Annotated in this window: 19 protein-coding genes and 1 riboswitch; of the genes, 11 read left to right on the forward strand and 8 right to left on the reverse strand. The window is 71.4% G+C overall.

The features are described 5' to 3' along the window. Positions 1 to 72: 72 nt before the first annotated feature. Positions 73 to 261, reverse strand: a complete 189-nt coding sequence (locus ABZ990_RS16545) for a DUF397 domain-containing protein (protein ID WP_361231397.1) — start codon at positions 259 to 261, stop codon at positions 73 to 75. After that, a complete protein-coding gene (locus ABZ990_RS16550) occupies positions 243 to 1,085 on the reverse strand; it encodes a helix-turn-helix transcriptional regulator (RefSeq protein WP_361231398.1) in 843 nt (280 codons plus the stop codon). Before ABZ990_RS16550 ends, ABZ990_RS16545 begins: the two co-directional genes overlap by 19 nt. A 218-nt stretch (positions 1,086 to 1,303) precedes the next feature. On the opposite strand from ABZ990_RS16550, the gene ABZ990_RS16555 reads away from it, so the two are divergent. Beyond that, positions 1,304 to 1,606: a hypothetical protein gene (locus ABZ990_RS16555; RefSeq protein ID WP_361231400.1), complete on the forward strand. Its 303-nt coding sequence runs from the start codon at positions 1,304 to 1,306 to the stop codon at positions 1,604 to 1,606. Between the two features lie 6 nt (positions 1,607 to 1,612). On the opposite strand, the gene ABZ990_RS16560 is transcribed toward ABZ990_RS16555, so the two are convergent. Next, positions 1,613 to 2,095, reverse strand: coding sequence for a carboxymuconolactone decarboxylase family protein (locus tag ABZ990_RS16560; RefSeq protein WP_361231402.1), 483 nt, complete (start codon positions 2,093 to 2,095; stop codon positions 1,613 to 1,615). Between the two features lie 354 nt (positions 2,096 to 2,449). Between ABZ990_RS16560 and ABZ990_RS16565 the strand changes: the two genes are divergently transcribed. Beyond that, entirely contained in the window at positions 2,450 to 3,178 is a 729-nt protein-coding gene (locus tag ABZ990_RS16565; RefSeq protein WP_361231404.1) for a leucine-rich repeat domain-containing protein, read from the forward strand. 54 nt (positions 3,179 to 3,232) lie between these two features. On the opposite strand, the gene ABZ990_RS16570 is transcribed toward ABZ990_RS16565, so the two are convergent. Next, complete coding sequence (locus ABZ990_RS16570; RefSeq protein ID WP_361231406.1) at positions 3,233 to 3,625, reverse strand: VOC family protein; 393 nt, start codon at positions 3,623 to 3,625, stop codon at positions 3,233 to 3,235. A 242-nt stretch (positions 3,626 to 3,867) separates the two neighbouring features. Between ABZ990_RS16570 and ABZ990_RS16575 the strand changes: the two genes are divergently transcribed. After that, positions 3,868 to 4,434, forward strand: a complete 567-nt coding sequence (locus ABZ990_RS16575; protein ID WP_361231408.1) for a hypothetical protein — start codon at positions 3,868 to 3,870, stop codon at positions 4,432 to 4,434. Positions 4,435 to 4,455: 21 nt separating this feature from the next. On the opposite strand, the gene ABZ990_RS16580 is transcribed toward ABZ990_RS16575, so the two are convergent. Then, a complete protein-coding gene (locus ABZ990_RS16580) occupies positions 4,456 to 6,933 on the reverse strand; it encodes a YfhO family protein (protein WP_361231410.1) in 2,478 nt (825 codons plus the stop codon). 126 nt (positions 6,934 to 7,059) lie between these two features. On the opposite strand from ABZ990_RS16580, the gene ABZ990_RS16585 reads away from it, so the two are divergent. The 4 genes from ABZ990_RS16585 to ABZ990_RS16600 all read left to right on the forward strand — a co-directional run bounded on the left by ABZ990_RS16585 (position 7,060) and on the right by ABZ990_RS16600 (position 10,762). Further along, on the forward strand, positions 7,060 to 8,106 hold the full coding sequence (locus ABZ990_RS16585; protein WP_361231412.1) for a glycosyltransferase family 2 protein: 1,047 nt from the start codon (positions 7,060 to 7,062) through the stop codon (positions 8,104 to 8,106). After that, positions 8,103 to 8,558, forward strand: a complete 456-nt coding sequence (locus ABZ990_RS16590; protein WP_361231414.1) for a GtrA family protein — start codon at positions 8,103 to 8,105, stop codon at positions 8,556 to 8,558. The genes ABZ990_RS16585 and ABZ990_RS16590 overlap by 4 nt, the downstream gene beginning before the upstream one ends. Positions 8,559 to 8,640: 82 nt before the next feature. Further along, entirely contained in the window at positions 8,641 to 9,282 is a 642-nt protein-coding gene (locus tag ABZ990_RS16595; protein ID WP_361231416.1) for a SurA N-terminal domain-containing protein, read from the forward strand. Between the two features lie 484 nt (positions 9,283 to 9,766). Then, positions 9,767 to 10,762, forward strand: coding sequence for a nucleoside triphosphate pyrophosphohydrolase (locus ABZ990_RS16600; RefSeq protein ID WP_361231418.1), 996 nt, complete (start codon positions 9,767 to 9,769; stop codon positions 10,760 to 10,762). Positions 10,763 to 11,021: 259 nt separating this feature from the next. On the opposite strand, the gene ABZ990_RS16605 is transcribed toward ABZ990_RS16600, so the two are convergent. From ABZ990_RS16605 to ABZ990_RS16615, 3 genes are all read right to left on the reverse strand, one after another. Further along, positions 11,022 to 11,438: a DUF6193 family natural product biosynthesis protein gene (locus ABZ990_RS16605; protein WP_361231420.1), complete on the reverse strand. Its 417-nt coding sequence runs from the start codon at positions 11,436 to 11,438 to the stop codon at positions 11,022 to 11,024. A 414-nt stretch (positions 11,439 to 11,852) separates the two neighbouring features. Beyond that, positions 11,853 to 13,079, reverse strand: a complete 1,227-nt coding sequence (locus ABZ990_RS16610) for a globin domain-containing protein (RefSeq protein ID WP_361231422.1) — start codon at positions 13,077 to 13,079, stop codon at positions 11,853 to 11,855. A gap of 103 nt (positions 13,080 to 13,182) precedes the next feature. Next, positions 13,183 to 14,010, reverse strand: coding sequence for an alpha/beta hydrolase (locus tag ABZ990_RS16615; RefSeq protein ID WP_361231424.1), 828 nt, complete (start codon positions 14,008 to 14,010; stop codon positions 13,183 to 13,185). Positions 14,011 to 14,212: 202 nt separating this feature from the next. On the opposite strand from ABZ990_RS16615, the gene ABZ990_RS16620 reads away from it, so the two are divergent. From ABZ990_RS16620 to ABZ990_RS16635, 4 genes are all read left to right on the forward strand, one after another. Then, on the forward strand, positions 14,213 to 14,929 hold the full coding sequence (locus ABZ990_RS16620) for a TetR/AcrR family transcriptional regulator (RefSeq protein WP_361231426.1): 717 nt from the start codon (positions 14,213 to 14,215) through the stop codon (positions 14,927 to 14,929). 210 nt (positions 14,930 to 15,139) lie between these two features. Then, positions 15,140 to 16,393: a cytochrome P450 gene (locus tag ABZ990_RS16625; RefSeq protein ID WP_361231428.1), complete on the forward strand. Its 1,254-nt coding sequence runs from the start codon at positions 15,140 to 15,142 to the stop codon at positions 16,391 to 16,393. A gap of 180 nt (positions 16,394 to 16,573) precedes the next feature. Further along, positions 16,574 to 17,989, forward strand: coding sequence for a transglycosylase family protein (locus ABZ990_RS16630; protein WP_361231430.1), 1,416 nt, complete (start codon positions 16,574 to 16,576; stop codon positions 17,987 to 17,989). A gap of 258 nt (positions 17,990 to 18,247) precedes the next feature. After that, positions 18,248 to 18,421: riboswitch (cyclic di-AMP (ydaO/yuaA leader) on the forward strand. A 3-nt stretch (positions 18,422 to 18,424) separates the two neighbouring features. Then, entirely contained in the window at positions 18,425 to 19,246 is an 822-nt protein-coding gene (locus tag ABZ990_RS16635) for a transglycosylase family protein (protein ID WP_361231432.1), read from the forward strand. Positions 19,247 to 19,596 lie beyond the last annotated feature (350 nt).

Here is a 19,596-nt window from a genome sequence, read left to right on the forward strand (position 1 = left end):
GTCATGCCGGAAAATGCGGCGGGTGCCTCACCCCGAGAGGGGAGGCACCCGCCGCATGGTTGGTGCGGTCGACTACTTGACCCCGTCGACGAAGGTTCCCCAGACGCGCGTCGGGAAGACGAGCGTGGGTCCGGTGGGGTTCTTGCTGTCACGGACGGGCACGAGGGGGAGGCCGTCCGAGACTTCGAGGCACTGCCCGCCGTCGGCGTTGCTGTAGGAGCTCTTCCGCCACGTGATGTGGTTCAAGTCGACGGATCGCACTGCGCTTCCTCCAGCGTCTTCAGGATCAACTTCTGTGTCTGGACCGGTGACAGGGCCCGATCGCGGACGTGATCGTAACCGAGCTGAAGGCGCTCGATCGCGCTTGCGTCCGTGAGGAGTTCACCTGTGTGGAACGTCTCGACCCAGGCCACAGTACGGCCGTCTGCAAGGCGCAGGAACATCACGTCCGTGCTGGACAGGGCGTAGAGCCCTTCGGAGGCCGGCATGACCTGAATGGTGATGTTGGGGCGTTCGCTCAGCATCAGCAGGTATTCCAGCTGCTCACGCCACTCGCCGAGGTCGCCCAGCGGCGTACGCAAGACAGTCTCGGAGAGAATCGTGCGGAACTGCGGGGCCTGATCTCCGGACAGCAGCTCGCGACGCCCTATGCGTGCCGCTACTTGCTCCTCCAGTTCCTTTCCCTTCAGACCGCCGGATGCCAGCAGTGTTCGCGCATATGCCTCGGTCTGAAGCAGCCCTGGCAACACGCTCACGGCGTGATGCCACAGGTTCACTGCCTCGGCCTCAAGCGCCATGTACCGCCGGTATCGCTCCTTGAACTGCGTCGGGTCCCCCAACGCCAGTTCCCAGAGTGCCAGGAGCAGCCCTGGCACCTTGTAATACGTCTCCAGCGCCTGGATGACCTCCGGGCCGCCGATCGTCTCGCCTTTCTCCATCTTGGAGAACAGGGACCAGTCCCAGCCCAGCGCGTCGCCCAGGGCCCGGAAGGTCAGTTTGTGGTGTAGCCGCAGTTGCCGCAGTTCTTGAGCGAACCGCGTGCGCGGTTCCTGACTGCGACCCGTGATCACCCTTCTTGGTGGCATCACGCACTCCCTCTGGAAGGTGTGGAAGTACCGGAGCGACGCCGTGAGCGACGTCCCCTGATCCGGCTGTGCCAGCCTGCCCAGGGTCCATTCTCGACATGCCCCACTACAGAGGGTATTCGCCGAGAGGACCGGTTGTCATGGAATGCGGCTCTTTTGTGTATGACGAAGTGGCGGGTGTGGTAGGGGAGTTCCGGGGTGATGACGGACCGTATGTGATGCTGCGGCCCATCGGCGGCGGGCGGGAGTGGTCGGCGGATCCGCGGCGCGTCCGGCCCGCCACCCCGGCCGAGCGGCTGAGCGCGGGGGTTCGCGTGGTCAACGACCGCGCGCGGGCCGCCGTGGCCTCGCAGCTGGACCGGGAACTGCCGCCGCTGCCCGTGCCCGTAAAGGGCTGCGTGGCCTGTGACGACCTGGCCGGGCTGTGGCGGAAGGCGCTGGTGCGGTACGACGGGAGCGCCGAGACCGACGTCATCGTGCTCCTGCGCCGTCATCTGGCGCAGGAGCACGATGGTGGGTGAAGGGCGTCAGCCCTTCGTGGAGTACTGGCCGACCTTGTACTCGCCCGCCGGGAGGCGGAGCATGACGTTGATCCGGTTGAAGGCGTTGATCAGGGCGATCAGGCCGGTGAGGGCGATCAGCTGGTCCTCGTCGAAGTGCTTGGCCGCCGCCTCCCAGACGTCGTCCGGGATGCCGTACCCGTCGGCGAGACGGGTCCCGTACTCGGTGAGGGCGAGGGCCGCGCGCTCGGCGTCGGTGTAGACGGTGGCCTCGCGCCAGGCGCCGACGAGGGCGAGCCGCACGGAGGTCTCGCCGGCGGCGGTGGCCTCCTTGGTGTGCATGTCCAGGCAGGCGCCGCAGCCGTTGATCTGGCTGGCGCGGATCTTCACCAGCTCCTGGAGGGACTCCGGGAGTGTGGAGTCGGTGACCAGGGCCATTCCGGCGCCCGTGAGGTGCTTGAACATCTTGAGGGCGAGCGGGTTGCCGAAGGGGTTGATGCGGGGTTCCATGACGCTCTCCTCTGTCGTGTGTCAGCTTCACCCCTACGACGTCGCGAGTCGGGGAGTTGTGACAGGGATCCGAGTGACCCCCGTCACTCCTCCTCTCACAGGGGGTGCGCGGGTGTCGAGCGAGCCCTGGAAGGTTCAGTCGATCCAGTGAACTGTGGGCGGGGAAGGCGAAGTTCGGGCGAGAGGCGTCGTACTGTCCTCCCAGAGGCTCTTCCGCGAACCTCTTCCCTCCTTGTCCGGTCGGCCCCGCCCCCACGGCCCCCAGACGCCGGGCCCCAGCCGCCTCCCCGTTGGCGGTAGGGGCCCGGTCCCTTTTCCGGCTCTGCTCTTCGGCTCCAGGTCTAAGGTCGGGGCGTGACGACGACCGACGTGGTGAATCTGTGGCGGCGGGAACTGGGTGAGGTTCCGGAGTCCGTGTGGGAGCGCACCGACCTGCGCGTGCTGATCCTCGCGGACAACGGGCTCACCGAACTCCCCTCCTCGATCGGCGGTTTGCGGGCCCTGTCCACCCTGGACCTCGGCCACAACCGGCTGACCGAACTGCCCGTCGAACTGGGGGAGCTGGCCGCGCTCGACGGCTTCCTCTACGTCCACGACAACGAGCTGACCGAACTCCCCGAGGCTTTGGGCCGGTTGACCCGGCTGCGCTACCTCAATGCCGGGGAGAACCGGCTCGCCGCGCTGCCGGAGGCCGTAGGGCGCATGGCCGGCCTGATCGAACTGCGCGCCCAGCACAACCGGCTGACCGCCCTGCCCGACACCCTCGGCGGACTCACCCGCCTGCGCGAACTGTGGCTCCGGGGCAACCTGCTCGACCGCCTGCCCACGTCCACGGCCGGGCTGCGCGAACTGCGCCACCTGGACCTGCGGGAGAACTCCTTCACCGAGTTCCCGCCGGTACTCGCCGGACTGCCCCTGCTCCGCCACGTCGACCTGCGCGCCAACCGCCTCACCCGGCTGCCGGATTGGGTGACGGACCGGCTGCCGTCACTGGAGAAACTCGACCTCCGCTGGAACCCCTGCGAGCTGCCCCCGGAGCTGTCGACGGCGCTGGAACGGCGCGGGTGTGTGGTGCTGCTGTAGGGCGGGCCGGGGGTGTTCTCCCCGGCCCGTCCGTCCGTCTCTGTTCCGTCCGTCCTACGAAGCTGCCGGGGTGCCGTAGGGGCTGGTGAGGATCTCCATGTAGTGCCCGGACGGGTCCACGAAGTACAGACCGCGCCCGCCGTGGTTGTGGTTGATCTCGTTGACCCGCGTGCGGTGGGGATCGGCGTAGTACGTGATCCCGGCCTCCTTGATGCGCTCGAAGGCGGTGTCGAACACCTCGTCGGAGACGAGGAACGCGTAGTGCTGCGTGGTGATGTCCTCCGCCGGAACGGTGGCGTAGTCCAGGGTCACCCCGTTGGCGGTGGTCACGGGGATGAACGGGCCCATCCGGTCGCCGACTTCGAGGCCCAGGAGATCGGCGAGGAACTTGGCCGATTCCAGGTCGTTCAGGGAGTGGACGATGGTGTGGTTCAACTCGACTGACATGAGTGGATGCCTCCGTGTGAGAGGAGTGAATGCGCTTCCGGGCACTGCGTGTGGAGGGGCAGCGCCCGCCCGGACGGGCGGTATTCCGCGCAGTGACCGTTTTCGGCCAAAGAAGCGTCACCCCTGCGCGAGCCCGCCTGACATGAAGACGCTCGCCGAGGGGATGTCGTGACGGCGTACGGTCGGCCGTGTCGGGAGTGAGAGCAGGGGGGGGCGGCGGTATGTGCGTGGTGACCGGGGCGATGAAGGAAGAGGCCGTCGCACGGCTCCTGCGTGCGTATCCGTGGCTGGAGGGGCCCGCGTCGGCCGGCCATCCCGCGTTGGCGGGCTGCGAGGAGGTCAACTGGTCCGGGATCCACGGATGTCCGGCCGGCGTCCCGCTCGTCCTCCGGGCACTCCTTGACGACACCGGCGGCCCCGAGGCCCTGCGTGCGCTGGACTGCGTCACGATGGACAGCCCGTTGCACATCGGCGGGGCGATGCCGGCCGTCCTGCCGTTCGTGATCCGGCTGGCGGCCGATCCCGGTCTCGTGGTGCGCAAGGGCTTGATCGAGCTGGTGGTGTTCGCCGCCATGATCTCCGAGCCGGACGAGTCCGACGCGGCCGACACGGGCGGCGGGCTCGGAGAGCCCTTGGGCCCGATGGACCGCGACCGCCGGGAACGCGCCGCGTGCCGGGCCGCCTTCGCGGCCCATGCCCCCGAGGTGCACGCGCTGCTGGCGGACCCGGGACTCACGGACCCGCTGCTCAGTGCCGACGACCGGGCGTGGCTGCTGAAGGCCGTGGAGTGGGAGCGCGCCCCCTCCTGACGGAGTCACGGCGCCCTGGAGTCATGGTGTTGCGGCGGCCCCGGGCCGGTTCTTCCTTCGGCTTCGGCCTCGGCGGCTGCTCGCCGTCACCCACGCCGTGAGCAGCAGCAGAGCCGCGCCCGCCGTCCCCAGTCCCGCGCGCAGGCCCGGGGGACGGAAGGAGCAGGTGACGGTGCGCGCGGTCGGGGTGGCGGGGGCGGCCGAGGTGGCCGGGGTGGCGACGAGGCCGGCGTAGGAACCGGCCGGGCGGCCGTCGCAGGTCCAGCCCGGGATGCGGGGCGCGGAGAGGACGACGGTGCCGGTGGTGCCGGGGCGCAGGGTGGCGCGGACGCCGGTGCCGGTGACCTCGATCGCCGTCGGCGCGGCGGCCCGCAGCGCCGCCACCGCCGTCCGCAGCCGGGTCCGGTCCAGACAGGCGACCTGCCCGCGCGCGGGGATCAGGGCGCGCAGACCGGGGATCCGCTGGACGCCGAGGGAGGTCAGGGCCGCGCGCCGCTTGGGCAGCCCGCCGCGCAACTCCACGGTGCGGGTGCCGAGCCGGGCCGTCCCGGTGAACTGCGGCGCCCACAGGAACACTTCGGTGCCCACCCGGCACGCCCCGGTCGCGCGGGCCGGCGGCTCGTAGACCCGGGCGCCGAGCAGGAGTTCCTGATTGCGGAACGGCGAGGCGCCGAACCGGGGCGCCGGGCCCGGGGGCCGTACCGTCAGCAGCGGGGCCACCGGTCCCGTACGTACCACCGCACCGTCCCGCCAGCGCGCGCCGACCGCGAACAGCGCGTCCGTCACCGGGTTGTCCAGGCTCTGGAGATTGCGGCCCCGGGAGGTCCAGCCGCCGCCGAGCGCGGCCATCGTGCGGGTGAGGACGTCCGGGGTGAGGCTGCTGTAGTACGCGCCGCCCTGGCCGCCGACCGACATCGGCTCGTTGCCGGTGACCTGGGGGCGGCCGGAGTCGGTGCGGTACGCGGGCCAGCCGTCCGCGTCCGCGAGCGCGGCGGCCCGGCGGGAGTCGGCGGCGGTCCAGGGACGGTAGTCGTCGAGCCGGCCGAGACGTTCCTTGTTGCCCCACGCCGTCGTCGCGGCGGCCTGCGCCACCAGGACGGCGGGCAGGAGCGCGAGCGCCGCCACGCGTACGGAGGGGCGGGAGGCGGCCTCCCCGCGCGCGTACGGGAGGGCGAAGACCGACAGCAGGCCCGCCGCGAACAGTGCCCAACCCCACACCGTCGCCTCCCCGCTGCCCAGCGCCGCGAGCGCCAGGGCCCCGATCAGCGTGGTGCCACCGAGGAGCGAACGGCGGTCCGGCAGGCCGTCCGCGAGCGCCGCCCACGCGGCGATGACGAGGACGCCCGCGAGGACGAACGTCTGCCGGTACGGGCTGCCGTTCGGCGTGGTGAAGACATGCCACACCAGATGCGTCGGCTCCCACTGGAGCGACAGCGCGACCCCCGCCACCAGGCACGGCCACCGCCACCGGCGGCGGAACACCAGCGACGCCACGAGTACCGGGACCAGCGTCGCGACGAACAGCGCCGGGGTCGAGAACCCGTACGTGGCGGGCATCAGCCGCGCCGCGAGATCCGCGCCGCCCGCCGGGGCGAAGTCCTTGACGAGACCCGGGTAGGCCGAGCGCGTCCCGAGAAACACCGGCACCAGGACCGGCGCCGCGAGCCCGATGCCGAGCAGCACGGTCGCCGTGCCGCGCAGCACCACCCGCCAGTGCGGCGCCGTCACCAGGAGGACGAGCGCGGCGCCGAGGGTCGCCATGTACGCGGTGTAGAAGTTGGCGGTCCAGCACAGGGCCACGACCAGCGGCCCGAGCAGGGGCCGCCGGCGCTCCCGTACCCACACCCCGCCCACCAGGCACAGCAGCGGGAACGCGATCAGGCCGTCCAGCCACATAGGGTTGTAGACGGCTTCGAGGATCGACCAGCCGCACAGCCCGTACGCGGCCCCGAGCAGCGCCGGCGCCCACCGCTGCCATCCCGTGTTCGTGGCGGTGGCGGTGGCGGTGGCGGTGCCCGTGTTCGTGTCGGTGCCGGTTGGCGCCTTCGGGGGCAGCAGGCGTGGCAGGACGTGGGCCATCGCGGCGGAGGCGGTGGCCATCTTCAGGAGGGTGACCGCGTAGAGGGCGTACTCCAGGTCGGCGCGCGGGGCGAGGGCGACCAGCGGGGCGAACGGGCTGGTCAGATACGTTCCGAGGTCCGGCAGGAAGCTGGTGCCCCAGCCGGACTGCCAGTTGAGCAGCAGACCGCCGTCGGCCCGTCCGTGCAGCAGGTCCCACAGGTGGGCGTGGAACGGCAGGAACTGGTTGGCCAGGTCGTTGACCGAGCGGTGATGACGGCCGAAGGGCCAGGTCGTGGCGACGGCGTCCCCGGCGCAGACGGCGAGGACGGTGAGCAGCCCGGCGAACAGCGGCGCCAGACCGGCTCGGCCCAGGCTCCGGCCCAGGCTCCGGCCCAGGCTCCGGACCCGTGCTTCCGACCGCGGAATCCTGATCTTCATGGTGAGACGAATATGGCAGGGGGGAATACGTAAACAGGCTTCTCCGCCGGGCAGTTCACGCGATGGACGCCTGCGCGTCACCGGGCGAATCCGGCATCGACACACGGGACCGTTGAGGTGTCGTGCGTGCTGCTCTCGATCGTGGTCCCGTGCTTCAACGAAGAAGAGATCATCGGTCGTTTCCACGACCAGGTGACCCAGGAACTCTCGCGCCCCGGCGGTGATTCCGCTTTCGATTTCGAAATCGTCTATGTGGACGACGGAAGTCGTGACCGGACCCTTCCGCTTCTGGAAGGGATCGCCGCCGGCGACCCCCGGGCGCGCTACGTCTCCTTCAGCCGCAACTTCGGCAAGGAGGCGGCGATGCTCGCCGGGCTGCGGCACGCGCGCGGCGACGCCGTCGTCATCATGGACGCCGACCTCCAGCACCCGCCGGAGCTCGTCCACCGCATGCTGGACCTGCACGCGGAGGGATACGACCAGGTCATCGCCCGGCGCTCGCGCACCGGCGACCGGTTCACCCGCACCCTGACCGCCCGCGTCTACTACTGGGCGATCAACCGGCTCGTCGACGTGGAACTCGTCGACGGTGTCGGAGACTTCCGGCTGCTGTCCCGCCGTACCGTCGACTCGATACTCGAACTGACCGAATACAACCGTTTCTCCAAGGGCCTGTTCGCCTGGGTCGGATTCCGGACGACGACCTTCGCGTACGAGAATGCCGTGCGTGACCAGGGAACTTCCAAGTGGACCTTCGGAAAACTCCTCAACTACGGTCTCGACGGCCTTCTCTCCTTCAACAACAAACCGTTGCGGGCCGCCGTCTATCTCGGAATGACCCTCGTCGCGGTCGCTTTCGCCTATGCCGCCTGGATCGTGGGTGTCGCCCTGGTGAACGGCGTGGACACCCCCGGTTATGTGACCCTCCTCGTGACGGTCACGGCGCTCGCCGGTGTCCAGATGGTGATGCTGGGATTGGTGGGCGAGTACGTCGGCCGTATCTACTACGAGGTGAAGCGCCGCCCGCACTACCTGGTGCAGGCGACGAACACGGCCGTCCCGCCGGCGCCGCGTTCGGGGGAGGGGCGGGACGGGCGGGACGGGCGTCCTGAGCGGGCTCAGAGTGTGCAGGGCTCGGCGGACGGGCTCACGGAGGAGTTGGCGCGCCGATGACGACGGCCTGGCAGGTGATCCGCTTCGCCCTCGTGGGCGCCGTGAACACCGGGACGTACTACGGGCTCTACCTGCTGCTCGGCCAGTGGCTGCCGTACCTCGCCGCGCACGTCGCCGCGTTCGCGCTGTCGATGGTCGGCTCCTTCTTCCTCACCACGTACGTCACCTACCGCACCCGCCCCACCTGGCGGAAGTTCCTGCTCTTCCCGCTCACCAACGCGGCGAACTTCGTCATCACGACCGTCGGCGTCTACGTCCTCGTCGAGCTGGCGGGCGTCGACGGGCGCTATGCCCCGCTGCTCGCCGCGGCCGCCGCGATCCCCGTGACGTTCCTCGTCTCCCGGACGATCATGCTGCGACCCGACACCCCCCGAACGCGCGCGTCGTTGACCGAAGCGACGACCGGACCGGCCGGATCGACCGAAACGAGCCAGACAGTCACCGCCAAGTAGTGGCCCGCGCCACGGCGACTGCCTACCATCGATCACCGCACGGTCGTCCCATCTGACGCACGACCCACGCCGGGAGGCTCCTTTGCACCGCCGCACAGCGCTCTCCGTCTCCGCCGCCGCCCTGATCGCCGCGGCACCGCTCCTCACCGCCTGCGGAAGCGACGCCCATCCCGGGGCCGCGGCCGTCGTCGACGGTCAGCGGATCGAGGTCTCCACCGTCCAGGCGCAGGTCAAGGACGTCAGGACCGCCCAGGCCGCGTCACCCGAAGCGGACCGGCTGATCAAGGCGACCGGCGACCTCACCCGGCAGAAGCTGCACAGCCTGATCTTCGACCAGGTGGTCGCCCGGGTCGCCCGGGACAACGGAGTCACCGCCAGCCGCGCCGAGATCCAGCAGGCCCGCGCGTCCTTCGCGCAGCAGAGCGGCGGCGAGAAGCCCATGGCCGCCACGCTGCTCCAGCAGCAGAGCGTGGCACCCGACGAGATCGACGACGTCGCCCGCCGCGCCGTCCTCATGGACAAGATCGCGACGAAGCTCGGGGCGACGAACAGCCCCGAGGGGCAGCAGAAGCTGACCGAGGCGTTCAGTACGGCGTCGAAGGCGCTGCGGATCGACGTGAACCCGCGGTTCGGGGCGTGGGACAACGAGCGGATCACGCTGGGGACGTATGCCGCGCCGTGGGTGCGGCAGGCGCCGGGGGGCGCGGTGGAGGCCGGCGCGTAGCGCTGCGCGCTGCGGTGCGGTGGGGGTGGCGTGGCGTGGGCGTGGCGTGGTGGTGCGGGGCGCGGTCGGGGTTGCGGGGCGGTGCGCTGGGGGTTCGTGGTGGGTGCGCGTGGGCCGGTCCGGGGGTCGCGTTCTGCACTGCATGATTTACGGCGCGGAGCCCTTGCTTGTGCGTGAAGCGTCCTTTTTCCGCGCCACAAATCACGCTTTACGTTCCGAACACGACCCCCTTCCCAGCCCCCGCTCCCGTCCCGCGTCGTGGCGCACCGCCCCGCACCCCTCCCGCTGGGGTGGGTGGGGGAGGGGCGGGCGCCGGTGGGTGGGGAAGTGGGGGTGGGTGGAGGGAAGGTTTCCCTTCCGTCCACCGTCTGCGTACCGTCCCGCAGCCCTCCCGCTGGGGTGGGTGGGGTGTGGGGCGGGCGTCGGTGGGTGGGGGGGAAGTGGGGGTGGGGGTCTGGGTGGGTGGGCGGGGTAGGTTCGAAGAGTGAAGTCTGAGAACCCCGGTCGTGTCGTCCTGCTCACCGCCAGCCATCGGGTGGCGCCCGGGCTGCTGTCCTGGCCCGCGTGGCAGACGCTGCACGCCGCCGACCGGGTGCTGTGCCCCGACGCCGGCCACCCCCAGTTGCCGTACTTGCGGGAGGCCGGTGTCGCCGTCGAGATCCTGCGGCCCGCCGCCGACGAACTCGTCGAAGCGTGCGCCGGCGGGCGGACCGTCGTCGTCCTGCCCTCGGGCGAGGGTGACGGGGCCCTGACCGACGGACTCGCGCGGATGGCGGGGTCCGGTCGTTTCACCATGCCCGACCTGGAACTCCTGCCCGGCTCGTACGACCTGCCCGGCGCCCGCCTGCTCGACCTCGTGCAGGTCATGGACCGGATCCGCCGGGAATGCGCGTGGTCCTCGCGGCAGACCCACCAGGGACTCGCGAAGTACGGCATCGAGGAGATGTACGAACTCGTCGAGGCCATCGAGGACGGCGACCGGGAAGAACTGCGCGAGGAACTCGGCGACGTACTCCTCCAGGTCGTCTTCCACGCACGGATCGCCGAGGAGGACGAAGAGGAACCCTTCTCGGTGGACGACGTGGCCGGCACGATCGTCGCCAAGCTGATCAACCGCCACCCGCACGTCTTCGGCGACGCCACCGCCGAGACGCCCGAAGAGGTCCGGGCCCAGTGGCTGCGGAGCAAGGCCGTCGAGAAACAGCGTGAGTCCGTCACCGACGGCGTCCCCGTCGGCCAGCCGGGCCTCGCGCTCGCCGCGAAGCTCGCGAGCCGCGTCCGCACCGCCGGCCTCGATGTCCCCACGCCCACCGGCGACGGCATCGGCTACGAACTCCTCGCCCTCGCCGTCCGCGCCGAAGCCGCCGGCATCGACCCCGAAACCGCCCTCCGCGCCGCCGGCCGCGTCTACCGCGACACGATCCGCGCCGCCGAGGGCCTGTCCGTCAAGGCAGAGGCAGAGGAAGAGGCAGGGGAGTAGGGCCCCGTCCCTGCCTGGGCGGGGCGGCTGTCGTGGTCGCGTCGGAGAGGCGGGCTCCCTTCGGGGCCTGGCCGTCGCGCCGCCCGGCGGCAGGTGCATGTGCGTGTGCGGTCGTCGCTCAGGCCGGGGGATGTCGCACGGTGGCTTCGCCCGCGCGCTGACCTTTGTTGTCGGTTGTCGGTTGTCCGCCGGGCGCCGGTCACGTCCCGGTCGGGGCCTCGCGTATCCGTCCACGCCCTGTGGACAGGCGCGAACGAGGTCACCCGAGGGCGGGGATGTCTTCCTGTGGGGACTCGAAGGCGGCCAACTGGTCTGCGGTGCCCGTGAACGCCGGACCTTCGTGGGGCGGCAGGCGGTCGAGGACCGCTGCCACCGCCTCGTAGGGGCTGTGGGTCTCGATGATGCGTGGGGCGCGGCGGCTCGGACCCTCGACGTAGTAGGCGTCGGATCGCAAGATGCCGATGTAGGGGATGTCCCAGGTGTACGGGACTTCCGTGCACCGGCTGAGATGGAGCTCCCACATGCCCGTCCAGGGGAAGAACCGGCGCAGCCCTGGTTCCGCGTGCGCGACCCGGATCAGTTCGGCGAACGCGCCGTGGAGCGGTGACTCCGAGACGCGCATTCCGCCGCCCGGGGCGAGCAGCTCGTTCCACTTCGCTTCGACCATGTCCGACATCCCACGATGATCGACCAGGTGGAGACGGCCGGTCCATTGGCCGCGAGGTGAGCCGGTGGCCCGGCTCCCGGAAGCCCGGGACGGCGGCACCCGGGACGGCGGCACCCGATGGGGCGGCACCCGGCGGGGTGGTACTCGGTGGGTGTTGGGCACGTCGGCACGCCGCTGACAGCGGGGCGTGGACGTGGGCGGGCCGTGGAAGCGGTCGGGGTGAGGGCGTGGTGGGGGTGTCGTGGACGGCGGCCGGTGTGGGTCGGGTGGGAGGGGCTTGGGTCGGTGTCGGTGCGGGCGGTGGTGGGGCTGACCGTGGAGGTCAGCGCGTAGGGCCTCGGGTCTCCTTCGGTGTCGAGTCGGGTCGTCTCCCGCCCGCCTCTGTGCCGGGTCGGGTCGGGCGGGAGGTGAACTGGCTGCCTGTCAGTACGCCCGGGGCGCGCGGGCGTCCGGGTTGTGCCAGTGGAGGGACGGGCGGCTCATGCGGCGTTCGGAGAGGGACATCGGGCGGGCCGGTGCCGTGGAGGTGGTGGCGCGGGTGATCGGGGGAATGCGGTCGTGGAAGATGCGGACCGGGTCCGTTCCCAGCCCCGCCAGGATCGACGAGACCTGGGTCAGGAACTCCGGCGGACCGGCGAGATAGACGTCGTGGGCCGGCCAGTTGACGCCGGAGCGCAGTGCCTGGAACAGCCGTTCCGTGGCCTGACCGCGCGGTGCGCGCGGGGCGGCCGTGATGGAGGTGAGGCGCATCCCCGGGATGTGCGCGGCCAGCCGCTCCGCGTCCGCCCGGCCGTAGAGGTACTCCCGGGTCCGGGCGACGAGGAACAGCCGTCCCTCGCACGCCGGCTCGTCGGTCGCCGCCTCTTCGAGCAGGGCCCGGATCGGCGCCCAGCCCGTGCCTGCCGCGATGTAGGTGCGCGGCTTGCCGGGCGGGGTGCGGGCGGTGAGCGCGCCGCTCGGGGCGGACAGCCGCACCGTGTCGCCCGGCCGGAGCCGGTCGGACAGCGCGGTGCTCATCGCCCCGCCCTCGACCCGGCCGATGTGCAGATCGACCGTGCCGTCCGGGCGCGGCGCGTTGGCGAGCGAGTACGTACGCCAGATCCTCGGCGCGTGCGGCGTGCTGACACTCGTGTACTGGCCCGGCAGGTAGGGGAACGGCGTCCGGGGGCGCAGGGTCAGCAGCGTCAGATCCGGCCCGTACCGCTCGTGCCGCACCACGTCGGCGTCCCACCAGGCCGGCTGCCCCGCCTCGGCGGACCGCCCGGCGCCGGCCTGCATCAGGTCGGACACCAGCCCGTACGCCTCCGTCCACGCCTTCTCCGCCTCCATGCTCCAGGCGGCCCCGGACGCGTGCGCGAACGCGGCGAGGAGGCTCGCGCCGACCGCGCTGTAGAGCGCGGGCGTCGCCAGGAACTTCCGGTGGTCGCGGCCCAGCTGCCCCAGGTACTCCCCGAGCGCCGGGTCGTCCAGATGCGTCACCACATGGGTCAGCGCGGCGAACAGACGGTCTCTCTGTGGCGCCATGTCGGCGGGGAACAGCTCGCGGACGCGCGGGTTGTTCCAGAAGAGGTGCGAGTAGAAGTAGGTGACAGCGTGCTCCGCTCGTCTCTCGACGACCGCGAACGTGCTTTTGAGTAGCTGGGCATCCACTTGACAAGATCTAAGCACCTCACGCGCCGGCCAAGCGCCGCAGCCGGGGCCTTCAGGGTGTGAGAAAGGTCCGTCACCCCGCCTTCGCGCCGAAGGAGTCGGGTCACCTCGCCTTCGCGCCGAAGAAGTCGGCGAGGGCGGGCGCCAGGACCCCCGGGGCTATCGCGTGTTCCTCCCCGGGGAAGACCCGCAGGGTGAAGTTGTCGCCCGCCGTGGCCAGCTCGCGAGCGCCGGTCAGGATGTGCGGCGCGCCCCGGTCGCCGCTGCCGACGAACACCGGCACGGTCACCGACGCCCAGCGGCCCAGCGGCAGCGGGCGCCCTGACATGATGTCGCCCATGACCCGGCCGTCGTAGGAGAGCGTGGGGGCGAGAGCCTCCATGCCCGCCCAGAACGGGGCCTGACGCATCCCCGCGACGACCTCCTCGGGCACGCCGACCGCCGCCGTCATGAAGTATTCGACCGCGTCCCCGTACGCCCCACGGCCGACCAGCTCGGTCAGCCGTGTCACGTAGTCGGCGGGCAGCGGCGGGCGGCTGTCGTCGGTGATGAACGGCGGCTCGTAGACCGCGAGACGGGTCACCGCGCCGCCGCCGATCCGGGCCGTGGCCTCCAGAGCGAGAGCGCCGCCGGACGACATCCCGAAGAGCGCGGCGGAGCCGCCGGCCGGTCCCTGGATCAGCGCCTCCAGGTCCTCGATCTCCCGCGCCACCTCGTACGGCGCGGTGTCGCCGCTGCCGCCCCGGCCCCGGCGGTCGTAGGTGATCACGGTGAAGTGCTCGGCGAGCAGTCCGGCCAGTTCGGCGGATTCGGCGCCGGTCATCAGCGCCCCGCCGACCAAGACGACGGACGGGCCGGTGCCACGGACCGTGCAGGCGATCGCGGTGCCGTCAGCGGAGACGACCTTGTGCGTGGTCGTGGTCGTGGTCATGAGAGATCCCCTTCCCCCGAGTTCGCACGGAACTCGATCCCGATGCTTGCTGACGCGGCGGCCGTGGGAGGGGCCGTCGATCAGGTACTAGACCGTACAGTACTCAGGTGGGTACTGGTCGGTCCAGTACTCTTTCGGGTGAGCGTTTCCGGCGGGGACGGGGGCGGAGAGAAGAAGAGAGAAAAGGGAGAGGGGAACGGCCATGGACAGCCGCTCGGCACTCAAGCACCAGTCGATCCTGGAGGCGGCGACCTCCGTGTTCCTGACCAAGGGATACGCGGGGACGAGCATGGACGACATCGCGAAACTGGCCGCGGTCTCCAAGCAGACCGTCTACAAGCACTTCGCCGACAAGGACACCCTCTTCGCCGAGATCGTCCTCGCCACGACGGACGACGTCGACGGGATCATCGGGGCGGCGGCCGAGTTCCACACCGTCGTGAATGGCGGTGGCGGTGGCGAGGGGAGCGGGGCCGGGGACGGGAGTGGGGTCGAGGCCGGGGCCGGGGCCGGGGCCGGCGGTCTGGAGGAGGGGCTGGCCCGGCTCGCCCGGAGCTTCGTCCGTACCCTCACCCAGGACCGCGTTCTGCGGTTGCGGCGTCTGATCATCGCCAACGCCGACCAGTTCCCCGAGCTGGGCGCCGACTGGTACGAGCGCGGCTTCGAGCGGGTGCTCGCCGGTCTCGCCGACACCTTCCGGCAGCTCGACGCCGAGGGGCGGCTCACCGTCCCGGATCCGAAGCTCGCCGCGCACCACTTCGCCGGGCTGCTGCTCTGGATCCCCGTCAACGCGGCCATGTTCCACGGCTCCGCCCAGCACACCGACGCCGATCTGGACCGGTACGCGGAGGAGGGTGTCCGGGTCTTCCTCGCCGCCTATCGCGGGAAGGGTGGAGATGGGGCCGGCGATAGGGGATAGGGGAGAGGGCGGGGGCATGGGCGTGGGCTGACAGCCCGGGGCGGGGCGCTCCGGCTCCGCCCGGCCCGGCTCCGCCCGGCTCCGCCCGGCTCCGCCCGGCTCCGCCCGGCTCCGCCCGGCCCGGCCCGGCCCGGTCCGGCCGGGACCCATGGGCCCCATGAGGCCCATGGTCCCCGTGGTGTCCCGCCAGGCGCCTTGTACCGTCGGAGCATGAGCACACCCCCCGCCCCCGAGCTGTTCACCTGGGAGTTCGCCACCGATCCGTACCCGGCGTACGCCTGGCTGCGCGAGCACGCGCCCGTCCACCGGGCGACGCTGCCCAGCGGGGTGGAGGCATGGCTGGTGACCCGGTACGCGGACGCCCGCCAGGCGCTCGCCGACCAGCGGCTGTCGAAGAACCCGGCGCACCACGACGGGCCGGCGCACGCCAAGGGCAAGACGGGCATCCCCGGCGAGCGCAAGGCCGAGCTGATGACGCACCTGCTCAACATCGACCCGCCGGACCACACCCGGCTGCGCCGCCTCGTCTCCAAGGCGTTCACCCCGCGCCGCGTCGCCGAGTTCGCGCCGCGCGTGCAGGAGCTGACCGACCGGCTCATCGACGGCTTCGCGGAGCGCGGGAGCGCGGACCTCATCCACGAGTTCGCGTTCCCGCTGCCGATCTACGCGATCTGCGACCTGCTCGGCGTACCGGCCGAGGACCAGGACGACTTCCGCGACTGGGCCGGGATGATGATCCGGCACGGCGGCGGGCCGCGCGGCGGCGTCGCGCGCTCGGTGAAGAAGATGCGCGGCTACCTCGCCGAACTCATCCACAAGAAGAGGGAAGAGCCGGGAGACGACCTGATCTCCGGACTCATCCGCGCCTCGGACCACGGCGAGCACCTGACCGAGAACGAGGCCGCCGCCATGGCCTTCATCCTTCTCTTCGCCGGCTTCGAGACCACCGTCAACCTCATCGGCAACGGCGTCTACGCGCTGCTGCGCGACCCCGGGCAGCGCACCCGCCTCCAGGACTCGCTCGCCGCGGGGGAGACCGGCCTGCTGGAGACCGGGATCGAGGAGCTGCTGCGGTACGACGGGCCGGTCGAGCTCGCGACCTGGCGCTTCGCGACCCAGCCGCTGACCATCGGCGGGCAGGAGATCCCGGCCGGCGACCCGGTCCTCGTCGTCCTCGCCGCCGCCGACCGCGACCCGGCCCGCTTCGACCAGCCGGACACCCTGGACCTCGCCCGGCGCGACAACCAGCACCTGGGATACGGCCACGGCATCCACTACTGCCTGGGCGCGCCGCTGGCCCGGCTGGAGGGCCAGACGGCGCTCGCGACGCTCCTGACCCGGCTGCCCGACCTGAAGCTCGGCGCCGATCCGGCCGAGCTGCGCTGGCGCGGCGGGCTCATCATGCGTGGCCTGCGGACCCTTCCCGTGGAGTTCACCCCGGCCCCTCGGCGCCACGAAAGCTGACGACAGGTCAAAAATGTGATGTTCGCGTGATCTGCGGTGCATCGACTTGTGACGCCCGTTCGAATGCGGCTACGTTCACCCGCAGTCCACGCCGTCACGCGAAAGGCACTCCGCATGCGCTCCGGGAACGGACGTCACCGTCGACCTCGCCAGGCCCCCGCTATCGTCGTCGCCGCGGGAGTGACCGGATCGGCCCTGGCCCTGCCCCTGCTCGCCACCGGGTCCGCTTCCGCCGCCGATGCCCAGACCTGGGACCGGGTCGCCGAGTGCGAGTCGGGTGGCGCGTGGAGCGCCAACTTCGGCAACGGTCTCTACGGCGGGCTCCAGTTCACCCAGGACGGCTGGGAGCGGCACGGCGGTCTCGCCTACGCGCCCAGCGCCGACCTGGCCAGCCGGGCCCAGCAGATAGCCATCGCCGAGAAGGCGTTCGCCGCCGGCGACACCCAGTGGGACACCTGCGCCCCGATCGCCGGGCTCCAGCACGACGGCAAGGCGCCCGCCGTCGACCCGGGCTCCGGCCCGCTGCCCAGCGCGTCGCACTCTCCCGTCGCCGAGTCGAACCGCACCGACGGCCTGCCGTCCGAGGCCGGCCAGAGCAACGGCAGTCAGGGCAACGGCAACCAGGGCAACGGCAGTCAGGGCAACAACGGCCAGGGCAACCAGGGCAACGGAAACCAGGGCGACCAGTCCGGTCACGGCCAGAACGGCAACCAGGCCAACCAGGGGAACGGTCAGAACGGCCACGGCCAGGGCGGCCAGAGCGGTCAGGCCGGTCAGGGTGACCCGTTCGGCCAGTCGCAGGGCAACCAGGGGAACCAGGGCAACCAGGGCGACCAGGGTGGTTACGGGCAGGGCACCGGCCCGGCCGCACCCGGCGGCTCCGTGGACTCGTACCCGGGCGGGATGGCCACTCCGGCCACCCCCGACGCCTCCGCCGCCCCGGCCACCCCGGCGCCGGCGGCCACTCCCTTCGGCCCGATCGCGCCGGGCGTCTCGCTCCCGCAGGCGCCGACCGGCCTCCTCGCCATTCCCGGCGTCCTCCAGCTGCCCGGCCTCCCGGGCGCGCCCACGACCCCGGCCGCTCCCGCGGCTCCGGCCGCCCCGGACACGTCCGTGACGCCGGGTCTGCCGACCGCGCCCGGGACGGCCACCCCGGGTCAGACAACGGGGCAGAGTCAGAGCCACGGCCAGGGCCAGGGCCAGAGCGACAGCAAGGGCAAGCACCGGGGTGACGCCGCGCCGGAAGGTACGGACGGCTCGGACGCCGCGCGTGAAGCGGGACGGCACGCCGCCCCGGCCGGCAGTGACACCGACGCTGCCGATGCCGCCGAGGGCGCGAAGGGCGCGAAGGGCGGCGAAGGCGGCGCCGCCAAGAGCGAGGTCGTGGCCGGAAACGCCGTCACGGCGGACAAGGCGGACGAATACACCGTCAGACCGGGAGACAGTCTGACGGAGATCGCACGGCGTACGGGCCTCGTGGGTGGCTGGTCCGCGCTCTACGACGCCAACAAGAAGGAGCTCGGCTCCGACCCTGACCTCATCGTCCCTGGTCAGAGCCTCAAGCTGGGGTCGCAGAACTCCTCGTCCGACGAGTAGTCAGGGGCTGAATGTCCGTAATGCCGCAGTGAGACATGGATCTCTCTTGCCGAACGGGCGTGCGGCCGTCGTGGGCTGTGATCGAATCGCCCCTCACCTGCACAAACACCCCCTGACGGGGAGCAAGTAGGGGCGATTTTTCCGGGTTGATGGGCTTTGATCTTCTCCCCGGTCTGTGTCTACGGTCAGGACCGCTCGCCACCGCGGGCCCCGTCGGGCGGTACGCCGAATCCTGCCGCCGGCCGATGGGAACAGTCGTCGCGTCATGCGCCGAAGGCAGGAGCGGGGGACCCAAGGTAAGCGCCGGGCCCGGCCGTTGAAACAGACGGCCGACGACCGGCTTGGGGTGGAGCCGCGTGCAAGGACACGCGGCCGGACAACTCACAGGTCCGAACCCGACAGCTCACCTCGTAGGCGTCGGTGAGGAGAATCTCCATGCTGTTTTCCGGCAAGGGCAAACGCCGTCGTCCCTCCAAGGCCACCCGTGTCCTCACGCTGACGAGCGTCGCGGGCGTCGCCGTCGCCGCCCCGCTGATGGCCGCGGGCAACGCCTCCGCCGCCACCGCCGCCGAGTGGGACCGCGTCGCGCAGTGCGAGTCCGGTGGCAACTGGTCCATCAACACCGGCAACGGTTACTACGGCGGCCTCCAGTTCTCCGCGTCCACCTGGGCGGCGTACGGCGGCACCTCCTACGCCTCGCGCGCCGACCTGGCCTCGAAGACCCAGCAGATAGCCGTCGCCGAGAAGGTCCTGGCGGGCCAGGGCAAGGGCGCGTGGCCGAGCTGCGGCGTGGGCCTCTCCGGCGCCGCGTACTCGGGCTCCGCCTCGTCGTCGTCCTCTTCGTCGGCCGCCTCGTCTTCGTCTTCTTCCTCGGCGGGCTCGTCGTCTTCGGCGGCCTCTTCCTCCTCCTCTTCCTCGTCCTCGGCGAGCAAGAGCACCGGCTCCTCCGCCGGCTCGGCCACCGGTTCCATGACCGCGCCGCAGCGCTCCACCGAGCAGCCGACCACCCGCGGCACCCAGCGCCAGGCCCCGCAGGCCGCTCCGCAGGACGCCGCCAAGAAGACCGTCACCACCCCGACCGGCAAGAAGGTCAAGAAGGGCGACGGCGAGTACAAGGTCGTCTCCGGCGACACCCTCAGCAAGATCGCCAAGGAGAACGGCGTCAAGGGCGGCTGGCAGCAGCTGTTCAAGCTGAACAAGGACATCGTCGAGAACGCCGACCTGATCTACCCGGGCCAGCAGCTCCACCTGAAGTGAGCCGCGCGCTCGTGTGAGCCCCCACCTCTCACGAGCGGCACCTCGCGCGGGTTCGGCGACTGTCCCCCGTGGTGACCCCGTGACCGTCCCCGACCGGCCCGGAGCGCGTGCTCCGGGCCGGTCGCGGTTCGCGGCCGTGGCGCATGGCCGCAGTTCGTGGGTTGGGGCGCACGGCCGTGGTTCGCGGTTCGCGGTCGCGGGTCGCGGGTCGTGTTCGTCGGTCACGCCGTTTTCGCGCTCCCCGAGCCGCTCATCGGTCCGATTCCGGGTCCGCCCGTCGCTTTCCTCCGGATCCATACCGATGAGTAACCCAGGGGATTCGTCCCCATGTGCATGCCCCCGGGTCCTTT

It is taken from the genome of Streptomyces sp. NPDC046203 (genome assembly GCF_040646255.1).
Taxonomy (GTDB): Bacteria; Actinomycetota; Actinomycetes; order Streptomycetales; family Streptomycetaceae; genus Streptomyces.